Origin of the sequence: Campylobacter sp. BCW_6466 (assembly GCF_001762835.1) — a bacterium.
Classification (GTDB): domain Bacteria; phylum Campylobacterota; class Campylobacteria; order Campylobacterales; family Campylobacteraceae; genus Campylobacter_D; species Campylobacter_D jejuni.
The window spans coordinates 1-17302 of the sequence record NZ_MJXO01000042.1 but is presented as its reverse complement, the minus strand read 5'-3'; the positions used below and the strand labels follow the sequence as shown (position 1 = coordinate 17302).

Annotated in this window: 17 protein-coding genes; 6 read left to right on the top strand and 11 right to left on the bottom strand. The window is 30.4% G+C overall.

Features of this window, described 5'->3' with window-relative positions; genetic code table 11:
- Positions 1–5: 5 nt before the first annotated feature.
- From AJ887_RS04810 to AJ887_RS04785, 6 genes are all read right to left on the bottom strand, one after another.
- Positions 6–833: a septal ring lytic transglycosylase RlpA family protein gene (locus AJ887_RS04810; RefSeq protein WP_070240544.1), complete on the bottom strand. Its 828-nt coding sequence runs from the start codon at positions 831–833 to the stop codon at positions 6–8.
- Positions 793–1911, bottom strand: coding sequence for a lytic transglycosylase domain-containing protein (locus AJ887_RS04805; RefSeq protein ID WP_052858977.1), 1119 nt, complete (start codon positions 1909–1911; stop codon positions 793–795). The genes AJ887_RS04810 and AJ887_RS04805 overlap by 41 nt, the downstream gene beginning before the upstream one ends.
- Positions 1911–2726 carry a TatD family hydrolase gene (locus AJ887_RS04800; RefSeq protein WP_002871344.1) on the bottom strand — a complete coding sequence of 272 codons (816 nt, stop codon included), beginning with the start codon at positions 2724–2726 and terminating at the stop codon, positions 1911–1913. The genes AJ887_RS04805 and AJ887_RS04800 overlap by 1 nt, the downstream gene beginning before the upstream one ends.
- Positions 2717–3961, bottom strand: a complete 1245-nt coding sequence (cbrR, locus tag AJ887_RS04795) for a bile resistance response regulator CbrR (protein WP_070240545.1) — start codon at positions 3959–3961, stop codon at positions 2717–2719. The genes AJ887_RS04800 and cbrR overlap by 10 nt, the downstream gene beginning before the upstream one ends.
- Positions 3962–4064: 103 nt before the next feature.
- Entirely contained in the window at positions 4065–5588 is a 1524-nt protein-coding gene (locus AJ887_RS04790) for an AAA family ATPase (protein ID WP_002861340.1), read from the bottom strand.
- A complete protein-coding gene (locus AJ887_RS04785; protein ID WP_052858975.1) occupies positions 5588–6448 on the bottom strand; it encodes an NAD(+) kinase in 861 nt (286 codons plus the stop codon). Before AJ887_RS04785 ends, AJ887_RS04790 begins: the two co-directional genes overlap by 1 nt.
- 90 nt (positions 6449–6538) lie before the next feature.
- Here AJ887_RS04785 and aspS point away from each other — a divergent pair, with 90 nt between their 5' ends.
- Genes aspS through msrA form a run of 4 tightly spaced genes read left to right on the top strand, consistent with a single transcriptional unit; the run spans position 6539 to position 9931 of the window.
- The gene (aspS, locus tag AJ887_RS04780; protein ID WP_070240550.1) at positions 6539–8290 is read left to right on the top strand and encodes an aspartate--tRNA ligase; all 1752 of its coding nucleotides are present in this window, start codon (positions 6539–6541) and stop codon (positions 8288–8290) included.
- Positions 8287–8865 (top strand): adenylate kinase, encoded by a 579-nt coding sequence (locus AJ887_RS04775; RefSeq protein WP_002855137.1) that lies wholly within the window; start codon positions 8287–8289, stop codon positions 8863–8865. Before aspS ends, AJ887_RS04775 begins: the two co-directional genes overlap by 4 nt.
- A 9-nt stretch (positions 8866–8874) precedes the next feature.
- A complete protein-coding gene (gene ppa / locus AJ887_RS04770) occupies positions 8875–9393 on the top strand; it encodes an inorganic diphosphatase (RefSeq protein ID WP_002871349.1) in 519 nt (172 codons plus the stop codon).
- 40 nt (positions 9394–9433) lie between these two features.
- Positions 9434–9931: a peptide-methionine (S)-S-oxide reductase MsrA gene (gene msrA, locus AJ887_RS04765; RefSeq protein ID WP_044794338.1), complete on the top strand. Its 498-nt coding sequence runs from the start codon at positions 9434–9436 to the stop codon at positions 9929–9931.
- 174 nt (positions 9932–10105) lie between these two features.
- Here the strand turns inward: msrA and AJ887_RS04760 are convergent, their stop codons facing one another.
- The 5 genes from AJ887_RS04760 to ilvC are packed head-to-tail and all read right to left on the bottom strand — an operon-like array spanning position 10106 to position 14225.
- Positions 10106–10945 carry an RsmB/NOP family class I SAM-dependent RNA methyltransferase gene (locus tag AJ887_RS04760; RefSeq protein WP_079860399.1) on the bottom strand — a complete coding sequence of 280 codons (840 nt, stop codon included), beginning with the start codon at positions 10943–10945 and terminating at the stop codon, positions 10106–10108.
- Between the two features lie 28 nt (positions 10946–10973).
- Positions 10974–11357: a Holliday junction resolvase RuvX gene (ruvX, locus tag AJ887_RS04755; RefSeq protein ID WP_044794336.1), complete on the bottom strand. Its 384-nt coding sequence runs from the start codon at positions 11355–11357 to the stop codon at positions 10974–10976.
- Positions 11354–12127: a DNA-processing protein DprA gene (locus tag AJ887_RS04750; protein WP_044780553.1), complete on the bottom strand. Its 774-nt coding sequence runs from the start codon at positions 12125–12127 to the stop codon at positions 11354–11356. Before AJ887_RS04750 ends, ruvX begins: the two co-directional genes overlap by 4 nt.
- On the bottom strand, positions 12117–13199 hold the full coding sequence (locus AJ887_RS04745; protein ID WP_070240547.1) for a divergent polysaccharide deacetylase family protein: 1083 nt from the start codon (positions 13197–13199) through the stop codon (positions 12117–12119). The genes AJ887_RS04750 and AJ887_RS04745 overlap by 11 nt, the downstream gene beginning before the upstream one ends.
- Before the next feature lie 3 nt (positions 13200–13202).
- Positions 13203–14225: a ketol-acid reductoisomerase gene (gene ilvC, locus AJ887_RS04740; protein WP_002871355.1), complete on the bottom strand. Its 1023-nt coding sequence runs from the start codon at positions 14223–14225 to the stop codon at positions 13203–13205.
- A gap of 118 nt (positions 14226–14343) precedes the next feature.
- Here ilvC and AJ887_RS04735 point away from each other — a divergent pair, with 118 nt between their 5' ends.
- Both AJ887_RS04735 and AJ887_RS04730 read left to right on the top strand, forming a co-directional pair.
- Positions 14344–16278, top strand: a complete 1935-nt coding sequence (locus tag AJ887_RS04735) for an RNB domain-containing ribonuclease (RefSeq protein ID WP_070240548.1) — start codon at positions 14344–14346, stop codon at positions 16276–16278.
- Complete coding sequence (locus tag AJ887_RS04730; RefSeq protein ID WP_044794329.1) at positions 16271–17236, top strand: DNA polymerase III subunit delta; 966 nt, start codon at positions 16271–16273, stop codon at positions 17234–17236. The genes AJ887_RS04735 and AJ887_RS04730 overlap by 8 nt, the downstream gene beginning before the upstream one ends.
- Positions 17237–17302 lie beyond the last annotated feature (66 nt).

Here is a 17302-nt window from a genome sequence, read left to right as displayed (position 1 = left end):
AATTTCTACTCTCTTACAACAAATGCACCTGCAAATGCACCACTTGCAGCAAAATCCCTTGCTTCATCTTCACTTCTAAAGCCTGTTAAGAAAACGCGATTTAATCCATCCACTGAGCTTGTGCGTATAGTAGAGCTATAAGTTCTATAAGTTTTATATTTTGCTGCTATCATTTGTGCCCCAGCTGAGTTTTTAAAGGCTCCAATTTGAACCATGAAATTTCCACCTTCATAAATTTGTCCATTATTTGCAATCTCTCCACTATTTCCATAGTTTACATTAGAATGTACAATATTATTACCCGAATTACTTGATCCAAACCCTATAACCTCAAGCCTTACTGGAGCTGTTCCTGAAGCAATCATATCAATTTGACTAGCAGCTCCTTTTGATAAATCTATAATACGATTATTCACAAAAGGACCTCTATCATTCACACGAACGGTAACTTGACGATTGTTATTTAGATTGGTTACTTTTAAGATGGTATTCATAGGTAAAGTTTTATGAGCCGCGGTTAAAGCATTTTGATTATAGGTTTCGCCATTAGAGGTTTTCTTGCCGTGAAAGCCTGGCCCATACCAACTCGCAATACCATCAGCAGTTTCGCCTACTGCTACAACAGTAGGATAATAAGTTTTACCATTGATAGTATAAGGCTTCATCGTTCCTTTAGTCCCTGAAGAACTAGGACTGCTTTTAAAATCATTTGAAGGATAATACACTTGAGCATTATCCAAGCTAGAAAAAAAACTAGTGCCTAAACAACCACTAAAAAATAAAGCCCCTAAACTAACGGCTGACAACTTTAGTGTAATTGTTTTTATTTGCATTTTTATTCTCCTTGATTGGTATAATTAATTTTTGATTAATACTAAGATGATTTTTTGCTATTTTATTGAATTCTCGAATTTCATCAACACTTATATTATAATTTTTTGCTATTTTATATAAAGAGTCACCAGACTTAACAATATAAGTTCTTGTCATAGGTATAGTTGTATCAACCTTCGCAAGTTTTTCTGCTTTAAAATTTTTATCAAAAAATGCTACTTTATTAAGTGGTATATACATATAATACCCTTTACCAGGAGGCGTAAAATTATGTTTAAATTGTGGATTATATTTCTTAAAAGTTGCAAGATCCATATTTAAATTTTTAGCTATTTCTTTTAAAGATGCAGAAGAAGGCACATCAACTTTTGCGAATTCGTTGCTTAAAGCATAATTCATTAAAGACGCATCTTTATCTAGTAAAAAATCCCTATCATTGGCTAAAAAAGCAAGCGTTAAAATTTTTCTTATAAAATTTCTAGTTTCTAAAGAAAGATATTTCTTATCAGGGTTCAATAAAACACTTAAATCATCACTTCCTGCTTGCTTGATAGCTTGTCTTAGTTTACCATTTCCACAATTATAAGCTAAAAGCGCTAAATACCATTTGCCAAATTCTTCTTTTAACTCTTTTAAATAATTTGTAGCGGCATAAGTTGATTTGACCGGATCACGCCTTTCATCAACATAAGCATCGATTCTTAAACCCAAATTTCTAGCTGTTGGTTGCATAAATTGCCAAACCCCTACAGCCTTGGCATTAGAAACACTATGAGTTTTCAAGCCTGATTCAACCATAGCTAGATACAAAATCTCATCAGGAACTTCCTGCTGGGCTAAAATTTTTCTTATCATAGGAGTAACTTTTGAAAAATTTTGCATACTATCTATTAAAGTTTGAGCGTGTTTTGATTTTATATCTTGTTGAGTTTGCACAAAAATCAAATCACTAATAAAACTTGGATTAATATCCAAATTTCTTAAAACATTCATTTGTCTTTCATAAAATTCAGGAGTATTAATTTGTGCAAAAAGAAAATTAAAACATATTAAAAAACACAATAAAATTTTTTTCATCAATAACCTTTAAAAAATAATTTTTCAGAATTATTAAAACAAATTTCTAAAAGCTCTTTTCTTGATAATTTCAATACTTCACACATTTTGTTTGCTACAAATTGAGTTAACAAAGGTTCATTTCTTTTACCGCGATAAGGCTCTGGAGTAAGATATGGAGCATCAGTTTCAAGTAGCAGTCTATCTTTTGGAATTTTAGGTAAAATTTCAACTAATTTCTTAGCATTTTTAAAAGTTAAAACTCCTCCAATACCAAAATAAAATCCCTCTTCAAAAAGAGTTAGCAAATGCTCGCTTGCATTAAAGCAGTGTAAAACTCCTCCTACAAGATCCTTAGAATACCCATGTAAAATCTCATAAGTATCATGATTTGCTTCTCTTGAGTGGATGATAACAGGTTTTTTAAATTCAATAGCAAGTTCAAGCTGTGCGATAAAAATCTTTTTTTGATTTTCTTTTTCTTTTTGAATTTCTTCAGCAAGATCACTTTTAAAACGAAAATAATCAAGCCCACATTCACCTACAGCTACACACTTTTCATCGCATAAATACTGCCTTAAAATTTTCTCATCATAATTATCAATTTCATAAGGATGCACCCCTGCTGCAAAAAAAATATTTTTATATTTATGAGCAATTGTAGCTGCATAGGGTAAATCTTTTATATCAGCACCAGGTATGATGATTTTCTCTATACCATTTTTAAAAGCACGATTTAAAGTTTCATCTAAATCATCTTTAAATGCTTCACTGTCTAGATGGCAATGCGTATCAACAATCCTTAAACCATCTTGAAAATCAAGATTTAAGAACATACTTCAACTCTATCCTTGCCATTATCTTTTGCTTGAGACAATATTTTACTTGCTTTATCAACCAAAGAATCAATCTTATCTCCACTTTTTCCAAAAACCACGCCTATAGAAGCTGTAAAAAAGATTTCATCTAAATTAACCAAAACACCAGCCTTTTTTATATTTACTCGTATACGAGAAAAGATTTTAATCGCTCTTTCTTGGGATATATTTTTAAGTAAAATACAAATTTTTTCTGCACTATATCTACCTACAAGATCTCTTCCTTTAGTTTCATTAACTATTTCATTAGTGCAGATTTTAATTACTTCATCGCCAACTTCACGGCCGTATTCATCGTTAATCATTTGAAGATTATCTATATCTAAGAAAGCAAAAGCAAATTCCTCGTCTTTTGTCGCTATTTCGTTAAAATAATCATCTATTCCATCGATTAAGGCATTATAATTTTTAACCCCAGATACAGGATCTAAAACATTATAAGTGCTTAAAAATTTTTTATCATCCATATAAGATAAACAACGATCTAAGCGGCAATTAAAGCTTTCTTTGCTTAAAGGCTTGAACAAATACTCATTAACTCCATTTTTAAAAGAATTCGCTTCAAATGAATCATTATGATCCCCCAAAAGAATCACACCTAATTCATCATCACTAAAACGCTCTCTTACTTGAGTTAAAAGCTCAAAACCACTAATTACTGGCATATTGACATCTGCTATAATAAGCTTAACATCATTATTATCATTTAAATAACTCATTGCTTCTTCACCATGAGCTGCAGCTAAAACATTAAATTGTCTTTGAGTAAGTATTTTTTTAATTTCATTACGTTCAGGTAGCTTGCTCATAGCTAAAATCACTTTAGTTTTTGCATATTGATTAAGTTTTATAATAGAACTAATAATCTCATCAATGCAAGTTTCACTTTCTTTAAAAATATAATCCAATATATCTTTATCCATAAATTTTTCTTTAGTAGCCTTATCACCACTAGCCGTAAGAACAATAGCAGGAATTTTCTTTTCTATAACATAATCCACAACTTCACCATTTGGGGCATCTGGCAAACATAAATCCACAAAAGCTAAAAAATAATTATTGTTCATTAACTCCTTAGCTTCAGCAAAACCAAAAGCAATATCTACCTCATAATCTAAAGTCATTTGAATTTTTTTAGCTAAAAGTTTGCCGAGCATTTTATTATCATCAATAATTAAAATTTTCTTATTCATAGTGCGTAAAATACCTTTATATCTAAAATTTTTAATATATTTATTTCAAAAGAAAGGAAATTTTATAGTTATATATTTTAACATAGTAAAATAAAAAATCTGCTTAATTCTTAAACAAGGTCTTAGCAAATTCGATTGCTTCATCACTAACAAGCTCTCCACTTACCATCCTAGCAAGCTCTTTAATTCTTTCTTTTTGATCAAGCTTTTTTACCTTACTTTCTTCGCCATTTTTTTCAACTAAAAAATGATTATGTGCCTTAGAGGAAAGTTGGGGTAAATGAGAAATAGCAAAAATTTGATAAAACTTAGAAAGCTCCTCTAAAACCTTAGCTATACTCATAGCCTCTTTTCCACTTAAATTTGCATCGATTTCATCTAAAAATAATATCCCTTTACCTGCATTTAAAATTTTACATTCTGTGGCTATAAAAGCAAGTCTTAAGCGATTTAATTCACCCGAACTTAAATTTTTTAAATGAGCTAAATTAATATCTAGCATTATCTCATCTTTGCCTAAAATTGAAATTTTCCCACTTTCTTTAAGCGTCAAACTTGCATCTTTCATATAAAGTTCTTTAAGATAATTATTTAAACATTTTTCTAATTTTTTAAGGTTTTTCTTTCTTGTTTGAGTTAAAATTTGTGCTTTTTCTTCTAATTTTTGTTTTGATTCTTGAAATTTTTTTTCAAGTTCTTTTTTTTCAAAACTTAAATTTTCATAATGTTCTAGTTCATGTTTTTTTTGTTTTAAAACTTCTAAAGCATTTTCTATGCTTTCATAACGCTTGATGAGATAGGATAAATTTTCAATGCGATCTAAAAGTGTCTCCACATCAAAATCCAAATCTTCCATTTTTTGATTTTCACAAATCACACGCAATTCATTTAAACATTCACTAAAAAAACTCGCATCAACTTCGCTTAAATTTAAAGCTTCAATAACAACTTTTTCAAGTTCAAAAATACGCTCTGCCTTACTCCAAGCTTCTTCTAATTTATCTTTTTTAGAAAGCTTCTTTTTAAGTATTAAAAGCTCTTCATACTCGCCTATTTTAGGATTAATGCTTGAAATTTTTTCAATTTGTACTCTAGCTAATTCTTTTAATTCTTCTACTTTTTTTTCTTCTTCTAAAATTGCATTAAGCTCATTAGAAATTTGACTATAAGCATTAAAATCTTTTTTAAAATCTTCTAAAAAGGAAACAAAATTTGTATTTTCTTGCATTTCCAAGGCATCTAAGAGATTTAAAAATTTTTCATTTCCAAATTCGTTATTTTCCTTTGCGCTTAAATACTTAATAAAAGTTTTACTTAAATTTTGCAAACTTTTTTTCGCTATGCTTTGATTGTTAATAAAATATTTTGTGTTTTTTTCTTTTAAAAGCTTAAAAACATTCTCCTCTTCGCTTTCTATGCCAAAACTTTCTAAATCTAATTTATCATCTAGTTCTATTTCGACAATTTTAGCCTCACTTTCACTCAAAGAAAATGCGGATAAAATTCCTTTAAACAAGACCGATTTTCCAGCTCCACTTAACCCTGTAAAAACGGTAAGTCCTTTAGAAATTTCAAGCTCAGCCTTTTTAAAACCAAGATTTTCTTTCATAAAAATTCTATTTATCATCAATTTCCCCAGTGTAATTTTTCTTTTAAAATTTGAAAATAATCTCTATTTTTTGGGTGAATTAAAGCCACATTTTTATCACTTAAACCCACTTTTATACTTTTAAAATTATTCATTTTATAATTTTCTTGCCCATCAATACAAAGTATGCAATCCTTTGCCATAATCTCTATTTCAAAACCTTTTGGTAAGACAATAGGGCGTTGTGTTAAAGAATGAGAACAAACAGGAGTTAAGATAAAAGCTTGAGCTAAAGTATAAACTATGGGCCCATTTGCACTTAAATTATAAGCTGTTGAACCCGCAGGAGTTGCAACAATAAGCCCATCTCCAAAATATTCATTAAATTTCTTTTCTTTTCTAAAAACTTCTATATGAGCCATAGAAGCTTGATTATTTTTACTAATAACCACATCATTAAAAGCCAATTTTTCTAAAATTTTTCCTTGCCTATCTTCTAAAAAAACACTTAACAAATAAGGCTTTTCTATTCTAAATTCTCCTTGAAAAAAAGCTTGAAAAAAATTTTCAGCTTCATCAACTTTAAAATCTGTTAAAAAACCTAAATGTCCAGCATGAATTCCTAAAACTGCTTTATCGTATTCACAAGCTTTACGGCATAAAGAAATCAAAGTCCCATCTCCACCTAAAGAAATAACAAAATCAGATATTTTAAACAAATCATCCAATCCATACTTTGGCAAATCTAAAATTTCAGAACTTTCTTTAAATAATACAAGTTCAACTTTATATATAGATAAAATCGATTGAAGTTTTAAAATTTCCTTATCTAAACTCACATTGGGTCGTGTAACAAGTCCAATTTTTTTAATATTTTTATGATCTATTTTATTTTGCATAAAAAATTATATCAAATCTTAGCAAAGCAAAAGAATAAAAATACTATAATTTTGCTCATTATCTTAAAAAATCTTTTTCAAGGAATAAATTTGCGAAGTCATTATAATACAGACTTGGGAATTTCCCATGTTGGTCAAAGCGTTAAACTTTGCGGTTGGGTAAATAGCTACCGCGATCATGGTGGAGTTATTTTTATAGATTTAAGAGATAGAAGTGGTATTATCCAACTTGTTTGCGATCCAAATGATAGTAAAGAAGCTCATGAAATCGCTTCCAATGCAAGAAATGAATTTGTACTTATTGCAGAAGGTACTATTCGTCCACGTGGTGAAGGACTTGTAAATCCTAAATTAAAAACAGGAGAAATCGAAGTAGTTGTTTCTAAACTTACCATAGAAAATGAAAGTGCCGTACCTCCTTTTGCTATCGCTGATGAAAGTGTAAATGAAGAATTACGTTTAAAATATCGCTTTTTAGATTTAAGAAATCCTAAACTTTATGAAAATTTTGCCCTGCGTTCTAAAGCTTGTATAGCAGCTAGAAATTCTTTGGCAAATATGGGATTTTTAGAAGTTGAAACCCCTATTCTTACCAAAGCTACTCCTGAAGGTGCAAGAGATTATCTCGTACCTTCTCGTGTGCATCAGGGTGAATTTTACGCTCTTCCACAAAGCCCTCAGCTTTTCAAACAACTTTTAATGTGTAGCGGTTTTGATCGTTATTTTCAAATCGCAAAATGTTTTAGAGATGAAGATTTAAGAGCTGATCGCCAACCTGAATTCACACAAATTGATGTTGAAATGAGTTTTTGCGAACAAAAAGATGTGATCAATGTAGCCGAAACTTTTTTAAAAGATATTTTCAAAGCTTGCGGTAAAGAAATTCAAACCCCTTTTAGACAAATGCAATACAAAGACGCTATGGAGAATTATGGCTCTGATAAGCCGGATTTAAGATTTGATCTTAAATTTATTGATGTTATTGATATTTTCGCTAAGTCAAATAATGAAATTTTTGCAAATATCGCCAAAGATACAAAGAAAAATCGCATCAAAGCCATACGCGTTCCAAAAGGCGATACTATTTTTTCAAAAAGACAAATGCAAAGATTTGAAGAATTTGTGCGTAAATTTGGCGCTCAGGGCTTAGCTTTCATACAAGTTAAAGAAGATGGACTTAAAGGTCCACTTTGCAAATTCTTTAGCGAAGAAGATTTAAATGAACTCAGCAAACGCTGTGAGCTTGAAATAGGAGATGTGGTATTTTTCGGCGCAGGAACTAAAAAAACCGTGCTTGATTATATGGGAAGATTTAGAATTTTCTTAGCCAACGAGTTAAATCTTATAGATCCAAATGCCTTAGAATTCTTATGGGTTGTTGATTTTCCTATGTTTGAGCAAAATGATGACGGAAGTTATTCTGCGATGCACCATCCTTTTACTATGCCAAAAAATATCAATGAGACTGATTTAGAAGAAATTTCATCTATCGCTTATGATGTAGTACTAAACGGCGTTGAGCTAGGTGGAGGTAGTATAAGAATCCATAAAAACGATATTCAGCAAAAAGTATTTAAACTTTTAAATATCAATGAAGAACAACAAAAAGAAAAATTTGGTTTCTTACTTGATGCTTTAAGTTTTGGTGCTCCACCACATGGAGGTATCGCTATAGGACTTGATAGACTCATCATGCTAGTTACAGGAGCAAACAGCATAAGAGAGGTTATAGCCTTTCCAAAAACCCAAAGAGCGCAATGCTTAATGACAGATGCACCATCACCTGCTAACAATGAAGCAATGAGAGAATTAGGAATCAAATTAAGGGAGAATATAAAATGAAAGAATTGTTTTTAATCATAGGTGCACCAGGTAGTGGAAAAACTACCGATGCTAGTTTAATCGCACAAGCAGATGCGACAAATATCACACACTATTCAACAGGCGATCTTTTAAGAGCTGAAGTAGCAAGTGGGAGTGAGCTTGGAAAAACTATAGATAGTTTTATATCCAAAGGCAATCTTGTTCCTTTAGATGTTGTTGTAAATACTATAGTTTGCGCACTAAAAGCTGCTCCAACTAAAACTATCATCATCGATGGCTATCCAAGAAGCGTAGAACAAATGATGGAATTTGACAAGGTTTTAAGTGAGCAAAATGAAATTTGTCTTAAAGGCGTCATAGAAGTAAGAGTAAGCGAAGAAGTTGCCAAAGAAAGAGTTCTAGGCAGAAATCGTGGTGCAGATGATAATGAAGAAGTGTTTTACAATAGAATGAAAGTTTATACAGAACCTTTAAATGAAATTTTAGATTTTTATCAAAAGAAAAAACTTCATTTTATTATCGATGGAGAGCGCACTATCGAACCTATCGTTGCAGATATGAAAGAACTGATTAAAAAAATTCAAAGTATATAAGGAGAAAAAATGGATTTAAGCAAAATCAAAATCGGAGATATTCCAAATAAAATCAATGCCGTAATCGAAATTCCATACGGCTCAAACATAAAATATGAAATCGATAAAGATAGTGGTGCTATCATGGTAGACCGCGTTATGGCTAGCGCGATGTTTTACCCAGCAAACTATGGTTTTATTGCCAATACTTTGGCTGATGATGGCGATCCTGTGGATATTTTAGTACTTAATGAATATCCTATCCAAGCTGGAGCTGTGATTCCTTGTCGCTTAATCGGTGTTTTAATCATGGAAGATGAAAGCGGAATGGATGAAAAACTTCTTGCGGTTCCAAATTCAAAAATAGATGCAAGATACGATAATATAAAAACTTACACAGATTTACCACAAGCAACTTTAAATAAAATCAAAAATTTCTTTGAAACTTATAAAATTTTAGAGCCAAACAAATGGGTTAAAGTACAAGATTTCAAAGATGAAAAAGCTGCAATTGAAATTTTAGAAAAAGCAATCAAAAACTACAAATAATCCTAGCCCTTCAAAGGGCTAAACTCAAGGAAAACTCACAATGAAAAATATCGTTTTAGGTGGTGGTTGTTTTTGGTGTATTGAAGCTGTATTTGAACGCCTAAAAGGTGTAATTGATACTGAAGTTGGATATAGCGGAGGAAATCCAAATCCTAGCTATGAAAGCGTGTGTAATGGTGATGGTAACATAGAAGTTGTCAAAATAAATTACGATGAAAAACAAATCTCTCTTCTTGAAATCTTAACGCTCTTTTTTAAAATTCATGATCCAACAAGTATAGATAAACAAGGTGGAGATATTGGTATGCAATATCGCTCAATAATCTTTTACGAAAATGAAGAAGATAAAATTTTAGCTCAAAATTTCATCAAAGAACAGCAAAAAATATTTAGCAAAAAAATAGTTACTAAAATTTCAAGATTGCAAACTTACTACAAAGCTGAAAACTATCATCAACATTATTTTATAAATAATCCCAATCAAGGATATTGTCAAGCTGTAATAGCTCCAAAACTGCAAAAAATACAATCAGACTAATTTCATCTTTTTAAGGTTAAAAAAATTTCAACTTTATTCACAGCCTTTTCACGCTGTGATTTTCTTTTCAAAGTACTTAAAAATAGAACTTTAAGCTTTAAAATAAAGAAAAAATTATTTATTGTTTTTTAAGTTTTTTATGAATTTGTATTTAAATGTGAATAATTTTATTAATTAACATAATTTCCTAAGTTTAGCTATAAAAAATCCATCATAGTCTAAGCTTGGTAAAATCCGTCTGCATTTTGAAATTTCAGCAAATTCTTCACTTTGCCCTGCTTTAGCCTCAACATTTTCCAAATCAATATCTAAAAGCTCTAATTTAAACTCGCTTTTTAAAGCATTCTCTATCACTTCTTCATTTTCTTCCCTGGTAAAGGTACAAGTACTATATACAAGCTCTCCACCTATTTTTAATGCCTTTAAAGCAGAATGTAGAAGTTTTTTTTGAGTTTTTGCAATATTTTTGATTTCTTTATAACTTTTTTCCAAATCAAAACCTATTTTAGCAAAAGTTGAACAAGGTGCATCAAGTAAAATTTTATCAAATTTTAAAGGACACAAATTGCCTATATTTTTACCATCTTTCATAAAAACTTTAGCATTCACTCCGTAATTTTTAAGATTTTTTTTCAGAATAAAAAATCTATCCCTACTCATCTCATTGCAAGCTAAATAACCTGTATTTTGCATAAAATTTGCAAGATTGATACTTTTGCCACCCGGAGCTGCACACATATCAAGAACACTTTGCCCTGCTTTGACTTCTAAATTTAAAGCACACAAATAAGAAGAATAATTTTGTATATAAAAGCACCCCTCATTAAAAACTTTCATAGAACTTAAGATGGCTTTATCTTTAGCGTCAAACAAATAACAATAAGCATTGATCTTTTTAAATTTTAAATTTTGTTTTAAAAATTCTTTTTCTAATTCTTCAGTGCTAATTTTTAAAGTATTTGCAAATACACAAACATTTTTTTCTTGAGTAAAAGAAGATAAAATATTTTGCATTTCATCTTTGGTATAAAGTTTTTCTATTCTAGAGAGCAAAATAATCCTTTATCATGATAAAAGCAGCCAAAGAGTCTAATTTACCATCTTTTTTACGTGTATTTGCTATGCCGTATCCTAAAGCTTCTTTACTTGTTCCGCTTTCATCTACAAAGCAAATTTCTTTATCAAATTCAAGCAAAGAAACAAAATGCTTAATGCGTCTTGTCATTTCTTCTTCACTTGACCCACCCTTAGGAATGCCTACAATAAGTAAAGAAATCTCATGTATTTTAAGTAAATTTTTAATTTCATTAGCGGCTTGATTGCGATTTTTTCTTAAAACTGCATCTAAAGGCAAAGCGATCTTTTTATCTACGCAAAGCGCTACACCTATGCGTTTTAAACCTACATCTAAAGCCAAAGCTCTCATACTAAAACCCTTATAAAAAGCCCTTCTATGGAAATTTTTCCCTCAAGTTCGTATTCATAAACTTTTTGTCCATAAATTTTTAAAGCCTCATCAACACTCACACCTTTTTTACAAAACTCTAAAAATTCATCTTGATTTGTATCTATACTTGCAAACTCACTTACAAATTCTTTAAAATCACAGATTAACTTTGCTTTATTTTCCTTTAAAAGTAAATTAGTCCCTGTGCTTTCTCCTAGTCTTTGCGGTAAAACATATAAAGGCTTATTAAGCTCTAAAGCAAGCCTTGCACTTTGCATAGAACCACTTTTTATATCTGCTTGTGCAACCACAACAGCCTTGCTTAAAGCAATAACCAAACGGTTTCTTAGTAAAAAGTCATAATTTTTTGGCAAATAATCATCTTCGTATTCGCTTAAAGCTAAAGCGTTTTCATAAATTTGTTTAATGATTTTTTCATTAGTTCTTGGATAAATTTGATCTAAACCATTAGCAAAAATACCTATAGTATTTGGCATAGCTGCCATACTTGCAGTGATATCCACACCCAAAGCACCGCCACTTACCACGCAAAGATGGGTATTTTTAAGCATACTCACTAAGGAAAAAACACAATTTTTCGTATAAACACTCATACGCCTTGAACCTATAATAGCGATTTTATCTTGTCTTAATAAAGATAAATTTCCTTTGTAGTGTAATTTTTTAGGAGGCTTTTTTAAATCTTTAAAAAGTTTCAAAAATTCATCAGGCAAAATTTCACTTGCCATAAATTTCACTCAAATACACAAGATCAACGCCTTTTAACAAATCCTTACTTTGCTCTAAGGCTTTAAAAGTATTTTTCCTAGGATGTCCTATGGCTATAACAAAACCTTTTTTTTGTGCAAGTTTTACTGCGCTTTGAAGTTGTTTTTTAACATAATTAACATCATCTTCATTATCCAAAAACACATCTCTTTGTATATAAGGCATACTGAGTTCTTTAGCGATTTTATTTGCCTTAGAATTTCCTATAGTTTTAGAATCTACAAAAAATATATTTTGATTTTTTAAAGCCTCGTAAAGCTTTCTCATAGCTTCTTCATTGCTTGTAAATAAACTTCCTGTGTGATTATTGATATATCTTAAATCCTTAAAATCTTTTTTAATTTGCTTGATTTTTTTAAAAATTCTTTCTTTACTATCATTTGGATTTAAAGTATCAAGCTCGGGTTTATTGTAATTAATCGCTGCTAAAGGTAAATGCACCATATAAAAATCAAATTTTAAAGCAAGTTTTGGCGTTTCGCTATGGTTTTTATCTGGCGGGAAAAAAGAAGGATTTAACTTTAATTTTAAAGCTTTTAAACCTCTAACCTGACTTGCATTTGCCATATCGTCGATAATAATAGCAAGTTTTGGTTTTTTAGAAATTTTATTTAAATGAATATCTTCATCAAAAGTTAAATTTTGATCTTGGGTTAAATTTATATCTTTTGGAATAAAATTTTGCTCTAAACTCTGATTTTGTTCTAAACTTAAATTCTGCTCCACACTGCTTAAATTTTGCTCATTTAAACTTGTATTTAAATCATCAATTTCTTGAATTTTTTGCTCTAAAATACTTACAGATTTATTATTATCAAACTCACTCTCTTGAAAAATACCAATTTCGTAATGATCTTTGTTTGATGAAATTAAATCTTCTTGTTTATCAATAAAATAATCCGGCTTAACAGAAGAAACATCTTGGGAATTTTGATATTTTACTAAAATTCCCAAAGCTAAAGCTATACAAAGTAAAAAAAGTATAGCTATGATTAAATAACGCTGAATTTGAACTAATTTTTTCTTTGACAATGTTTAGTTCTTATCTTTATCTACTAATTTTTTAGCACTGATCCAAGGCATCATAGCACGCAAATTGCGTCCTGTTTTTTCTATCAAAGAATCATTCATATTTTTGCGTTCTGCATGCATTCTAGCAAAACCTGCACGGCGTTCTAAGATAAAATCTTTTGCAAAAACACCATTTTGTATATCTTTTAAAACACCTTTCATCGCTTTTTTAGTCTCTTCAGTGATAATCTTTGGCCCTGTAATATAATCGCCATATTCTGCAGTATTTGAGATAGAATAACGCATATCTGCAATACCACCTTGATAAATCAAATCCACAATGAGTTTCATTTCATGCAAACACTCAAAATAAGCCATTTCAGGTTCATAACCTGCTTCAACCAAAGTCTCAAAACCTGCTTGAATCAAAGCACTAAGCCCACCACAAAGCACGGCTTGTTCACCAAAAAGATCTGTTTCTGTTTCGGCTTTAAAGGTTGTTTCTATAATACCTGTGCGTCCGCCCCCAATCGCACTTGCATAACTTAAGGCTAAATTTTTAGCATTTTTACTTTCATCTTGATGGATAGCTATTAAACAAGGTGTTCCACCTCCTAAAGTAAATTCATTTCTTACTGTATGTCCTGGTGCTTTAGGTGCTATCATGATAACATCTACACCTTTTGGAACAACAATTTGACCATAATGGATATTAAAACCGTGTGCAAAAGCTATAGCCTTACCTTCACTTAAATTTGGTTTTATTTCGACATTAAAAATATCTGCTTGAATTTCATCAGGAGCTAAAATCATAATCACATCTGCTGTTTTAGAAGCCTCACTTACACTCATTACTTCAAAACCAGCATTTTTTGCTTTAACAGCACTTACACTACCTTCGCGAAGTCCGATAATTACATTTACGCCATTATCTCTTAAATTCATCGCATGAGCGTGCCCTTGAGAGCCAAAGCCTATAATTGCTACTTTTTTTGATTTGATTAAATTTAAATCACAATCTTTATCATAATATACTGTAATAGCCATATTCACTCCTTAAAAATTCAAAAATTAAAGGTATTATTATAGCAATTAAAGTATAAATTTCATATTTTTTTTATAAACTTTATGTAAGAATTTTACAAAAAATCATAAAGTATTAAAAGTGAAAGAATTTTTAAACAGTCTTAGTTATGGCATTAGCTCTCACGAAGTAAGCAATGAATTTAAACAAATTTTAAGAGAGCTTTTAGCCAATCACATCATCAAAGAACACAAAAACAAATATTATCTTAACAATGGTTTTGCCTTTGGAGTACTTGATATTTCAAGCAAAGGCACAGGTTTTTTACAATGCTTTGATGAAAGTTTCAAAAAAGATCTTTTGATAGAAAACAAAAACCTAAAAGGTGCAAACTATAAAGATATAGTCGCAGTAAAACTTCTACCTTTAAAGAAAAAACGCCCCGGTGCAAAGGTAATTTTAGTTCTAAAAAGAGCCAATGAAACCTCTTTAGTGATCACCAAAAGGTATGGCCAAGCCGTACTTGGAATGAATATCAAAACAGGATTAAGCACTGCCTTAAAAGCTTCTCAAAAATCCTTAAAAGCACTACCTTTAGGAACAGTTTTAAAAATAGAAAATGAAAATAACAATATCATAGAAGTTTTAGGACATATTGATGATGAAAGTATAGATGAAAAAATCTCCTTAGCTCTTTTTAATAAAAATAACGAATTTAGCGACGCTTGTATCAAAGAAGCCCTAGCAAACGGCGATAGTGTTGATGCGAGTATGTATGAAAATCGCATGGATTTAAGAGCCTTGCCTTTTTGCACTATAGATCCTATACATGCAAAAGATTTTGATGATGCGATTTATTTTGACACTCAAAAACGAGAAATTTATGTAGCTATTGCTGATGTTAGCGAATATGTTTATGCTTATAGTGCTATAGATAAAGAAGCAAGAAATCGTGGATTTTCTATTTATTTTCCGCACATTGCTATACCCATGCTGCCTCGTCCTTTAAGTGAAAATATCTGTTCTTTAAATCCTCATTTAGATCGCTTAGCGTATTGTTTTAAAATCACGCTCAATCATGAAAATAAAGTCATCAAAGAAGAACTTTTTGAAGGCATTATCAACTCAAAACGCCGTTTTAATTACGATGAAGTTGATGAAATTTTGGTACAAAAACCTGATTTAAAAGAACTTTCATGGCTTTATGAGCTTTTTGAAATCACAAAAAATTTACGCAAAATGCGTCTTAAAAATGCCTTTGAATTTCGCACCGAAGAATTAAGAATGAATTTAGATGATAATTTAAGTCTAAAAAGCACAGTTTTTGAAAAAGACACGCCTTCGCATAATTTGATCGAAGATTGTATGCTTTTAGCCAATAAAGCGGCAGCAAAACTCATAGATATAGGTATTTTTAGAAATCACTTAAGTGCTGATACAAGAAAAATCGATAAACTTTTAAATGAATTACGCGAACTCGGAATCGATGTAAATTTTAAGCCCAATCTTCCTGAACTCATACGAGACATACAAGCTTTAGCCGATGAGTTAAATTTAAGAGCAGAAGTAGATAAACTCATCATCAAAGCACAAAAAAAAGCAGAATATTCTAGTGTAAATGCGGGACATTTTGGCTTAGGTTTTGATAAATACTCACATTTTACAAGCCCTATAAGAAGGTATTCTGATCTTATTTTACACAGACTTTTAAAAGCCAAACAAAAAAACGATGAAAAACTTTTTAATTATCTGCTTTTAAACATAGAAAGCACTTGCGAGAGTCTTAGTACGCTTGAAAGAGAGGCGGATAAGGTTGCTTTTGATTTTATGGATAGAAAATTTGCTAGATGGGCAGCCAAAAATATAGGCAAAAAATTTAAAGCTTTAGTTGTGCAAAATGATGGAGCTTGCATAGCCAAACTAGATGATGAAATCAAAGGAGCGGATATAATCCTTTATGATACGCGTGTAAATTTACTAGAAAGTGTTGAAGTGCAAATCATGGAAGCGGATATAGTTATGGCAAAAATTTATGCTAAAATCACCCAAAGACTTATAAAGGAAGAAAATGTATAGAAAAGAGCTTCAAACCCTGCTTTCTAAAGATTCAATACCTAATTTTTTCTTTCTTTATGGAGCAGATAATTTTCAAAGCGAACTTTATGCTGAATTTATAAAAGAAAAATATAAACCCGATGAAACTTTAAAACTTTTTTTTGAAGAATACAACTTCACTCATGCAAGTGATTTTTTAAGCGCAGGATCGCTTTTTAGCGAAAAAAAATTATTAGAAATTAAAACCTCTAAAAAAATTCCAATAAAAGATCTTAAAATTTTAGTCGAACTTTGCAAAAACAATGCGGACAATTTCTTTCTTTTAGAATTTTATGATGAAAGTTCAAAGCAAAGTGACATAGAAAAAATTTTCTCTCCTCATTTTGTAAGATTTTTTAAAGCTAACGGAGCTAAAGAAGGCGTGGAGCTTTTAAGCATAAAAGCAAAACAACTAAGGGTTGAAATCACTCAAAATGCTTTATTTACTCTTTTTACAAGTTTTGATGAAAACTTGTATCTTGCTGCAAGCGAACTTAATAAATTTAGCGGTTTAAGAGTAGATGAAAAAACCATAGAACAATACTGCTATAGTTTAAATACAGGAAGTTTTGAAAGCTTTTTTGATAAAATTTTAAAAAAACAAGACTTTAAAAGCGAACTTGAAAAAATTTTAGATAATTTTAATGAAATTGCTTTAATCAACTCTTTATATAATTCTTTTTATCGTTTATTTAAAATCGCACTTTATGCTAAAGTCAATGGCAAAATTGATTTTAAAGAGCTTTTAGGCTACACTCCACCCCCTCAAGTGGGACAAAATTTAAGCTCTCAAGCCTTTAGTTTAAAAATCGAACAATATAAAGAAATTTTCACTCTTTTACTTAAAAGCGAATACGAACTTAAAACCAATCCTAAACTCGTAAAAAAAGAATTTTTGATTTCGAATTTGCTTAAACTTGCAAGGATTTTAAAAAGTTAATTTTTAATCTTCAATCCTCTTCACTTCTTTTTAATTGTATTAAAATAATTTAAAATGATTGTATTG

Bases quoted from the DNA above. Each gene is read 5' to 3' on its own strand.
- AJ887_RS04810 (WP_070240544.1), bottom strand. From the start codon at position 833: ATGCAAATAAAAACAATTACACTAAAGTTGTCAGCCGTTAGTTTAGGG.
- AJ887_RS04805 (WP_052858977.1), bottom strand. From the start codon at position 1,911: ATGAAAAAAATTTTATTGTGTTTTTTAATATGTTTTAATTTTCTTTTT.
- AJ887_RS04800 (WP_002871344.1), bottom strand. From the start codon at position 2,726: ATGTTCTTAAATCTTGATTTTCAAGATGGTTTAAGGATTGTTGATACG.
- cbrR (WP_070240545.1), bottom strand. From the start codon at position 3,961: ATGAATAAGAAAATTTTAATTATTGATGATAATAAAATGCTCGGCAAA.
- AJ887_RS04790 (WP_002861340.1), bottom strand. From the start codon at position 5,588: ATGATAAATAGAATTTTTATGAAAGAAAATCTTGGTTTTAAAAAGGCT.
- AJ887_RS04785 (WP_052858975.1), bottom strand. From the start codon at position 6,448: ATGCAAAATAAAATAGATCATAAAAATATTAAAAAAATTGGACTTGTT.
- AJ887_RS04775 (WP_002855137.1), top strand. From the start codon at position 8,287: ATGAAAGAATTGTTTTTAATCATAGGTGCACCAGGTAGTGGAAAAACT.
- ppa (WP_002871349.1), top strand. From the start codon at position 8,875: ATGGATTTAAGCAAAATCAAAATCGGAGATATTCCAAATAAAATCAAT.
- msrA (WP_044794338.1), top strand. From the start codon at position 9,434: ATGAAAAATATCGTTTTAGGTGGTGGTTGTTTTTGGTGTATTGAAGCT.
- AJ887_RS04760 (WP_079860399.1), bottom strand. From the start codon at position 10,945: ATGCAAAATATTTTATCTTCTTTTACTCAAGAAAAAAATGTTTGTGTA.
- ruvX (WP_044794336.1), bottom strand. From the start codon at position 11,357: ATGAGAGCTTTGGCTTTAGATGTAGGTTTAAAACGCATAGGTGTAGCG.
- AJ887_RS04750 (WP_044780553.1), bottom strand. From the start codon at position 12,127: ATGGCAAGTGAAATTTTGCCTGATGAATTTTTGAAACTTTTTAAAGAT.
- ilvC (WP_002871355.1), bottom strand. From the start codon at position 14,225: ATGGCTATTACAGTATATTATGATAAAGATTGTGATTTAAATTTAATC.
- AJ887_RS04730 (WP_044794329.1), top strand. From the start codon at position 16,271: ATGTATAGAAAAGAGCTTCAAACCCTGCTTTCTAAAGATTCAATACCT.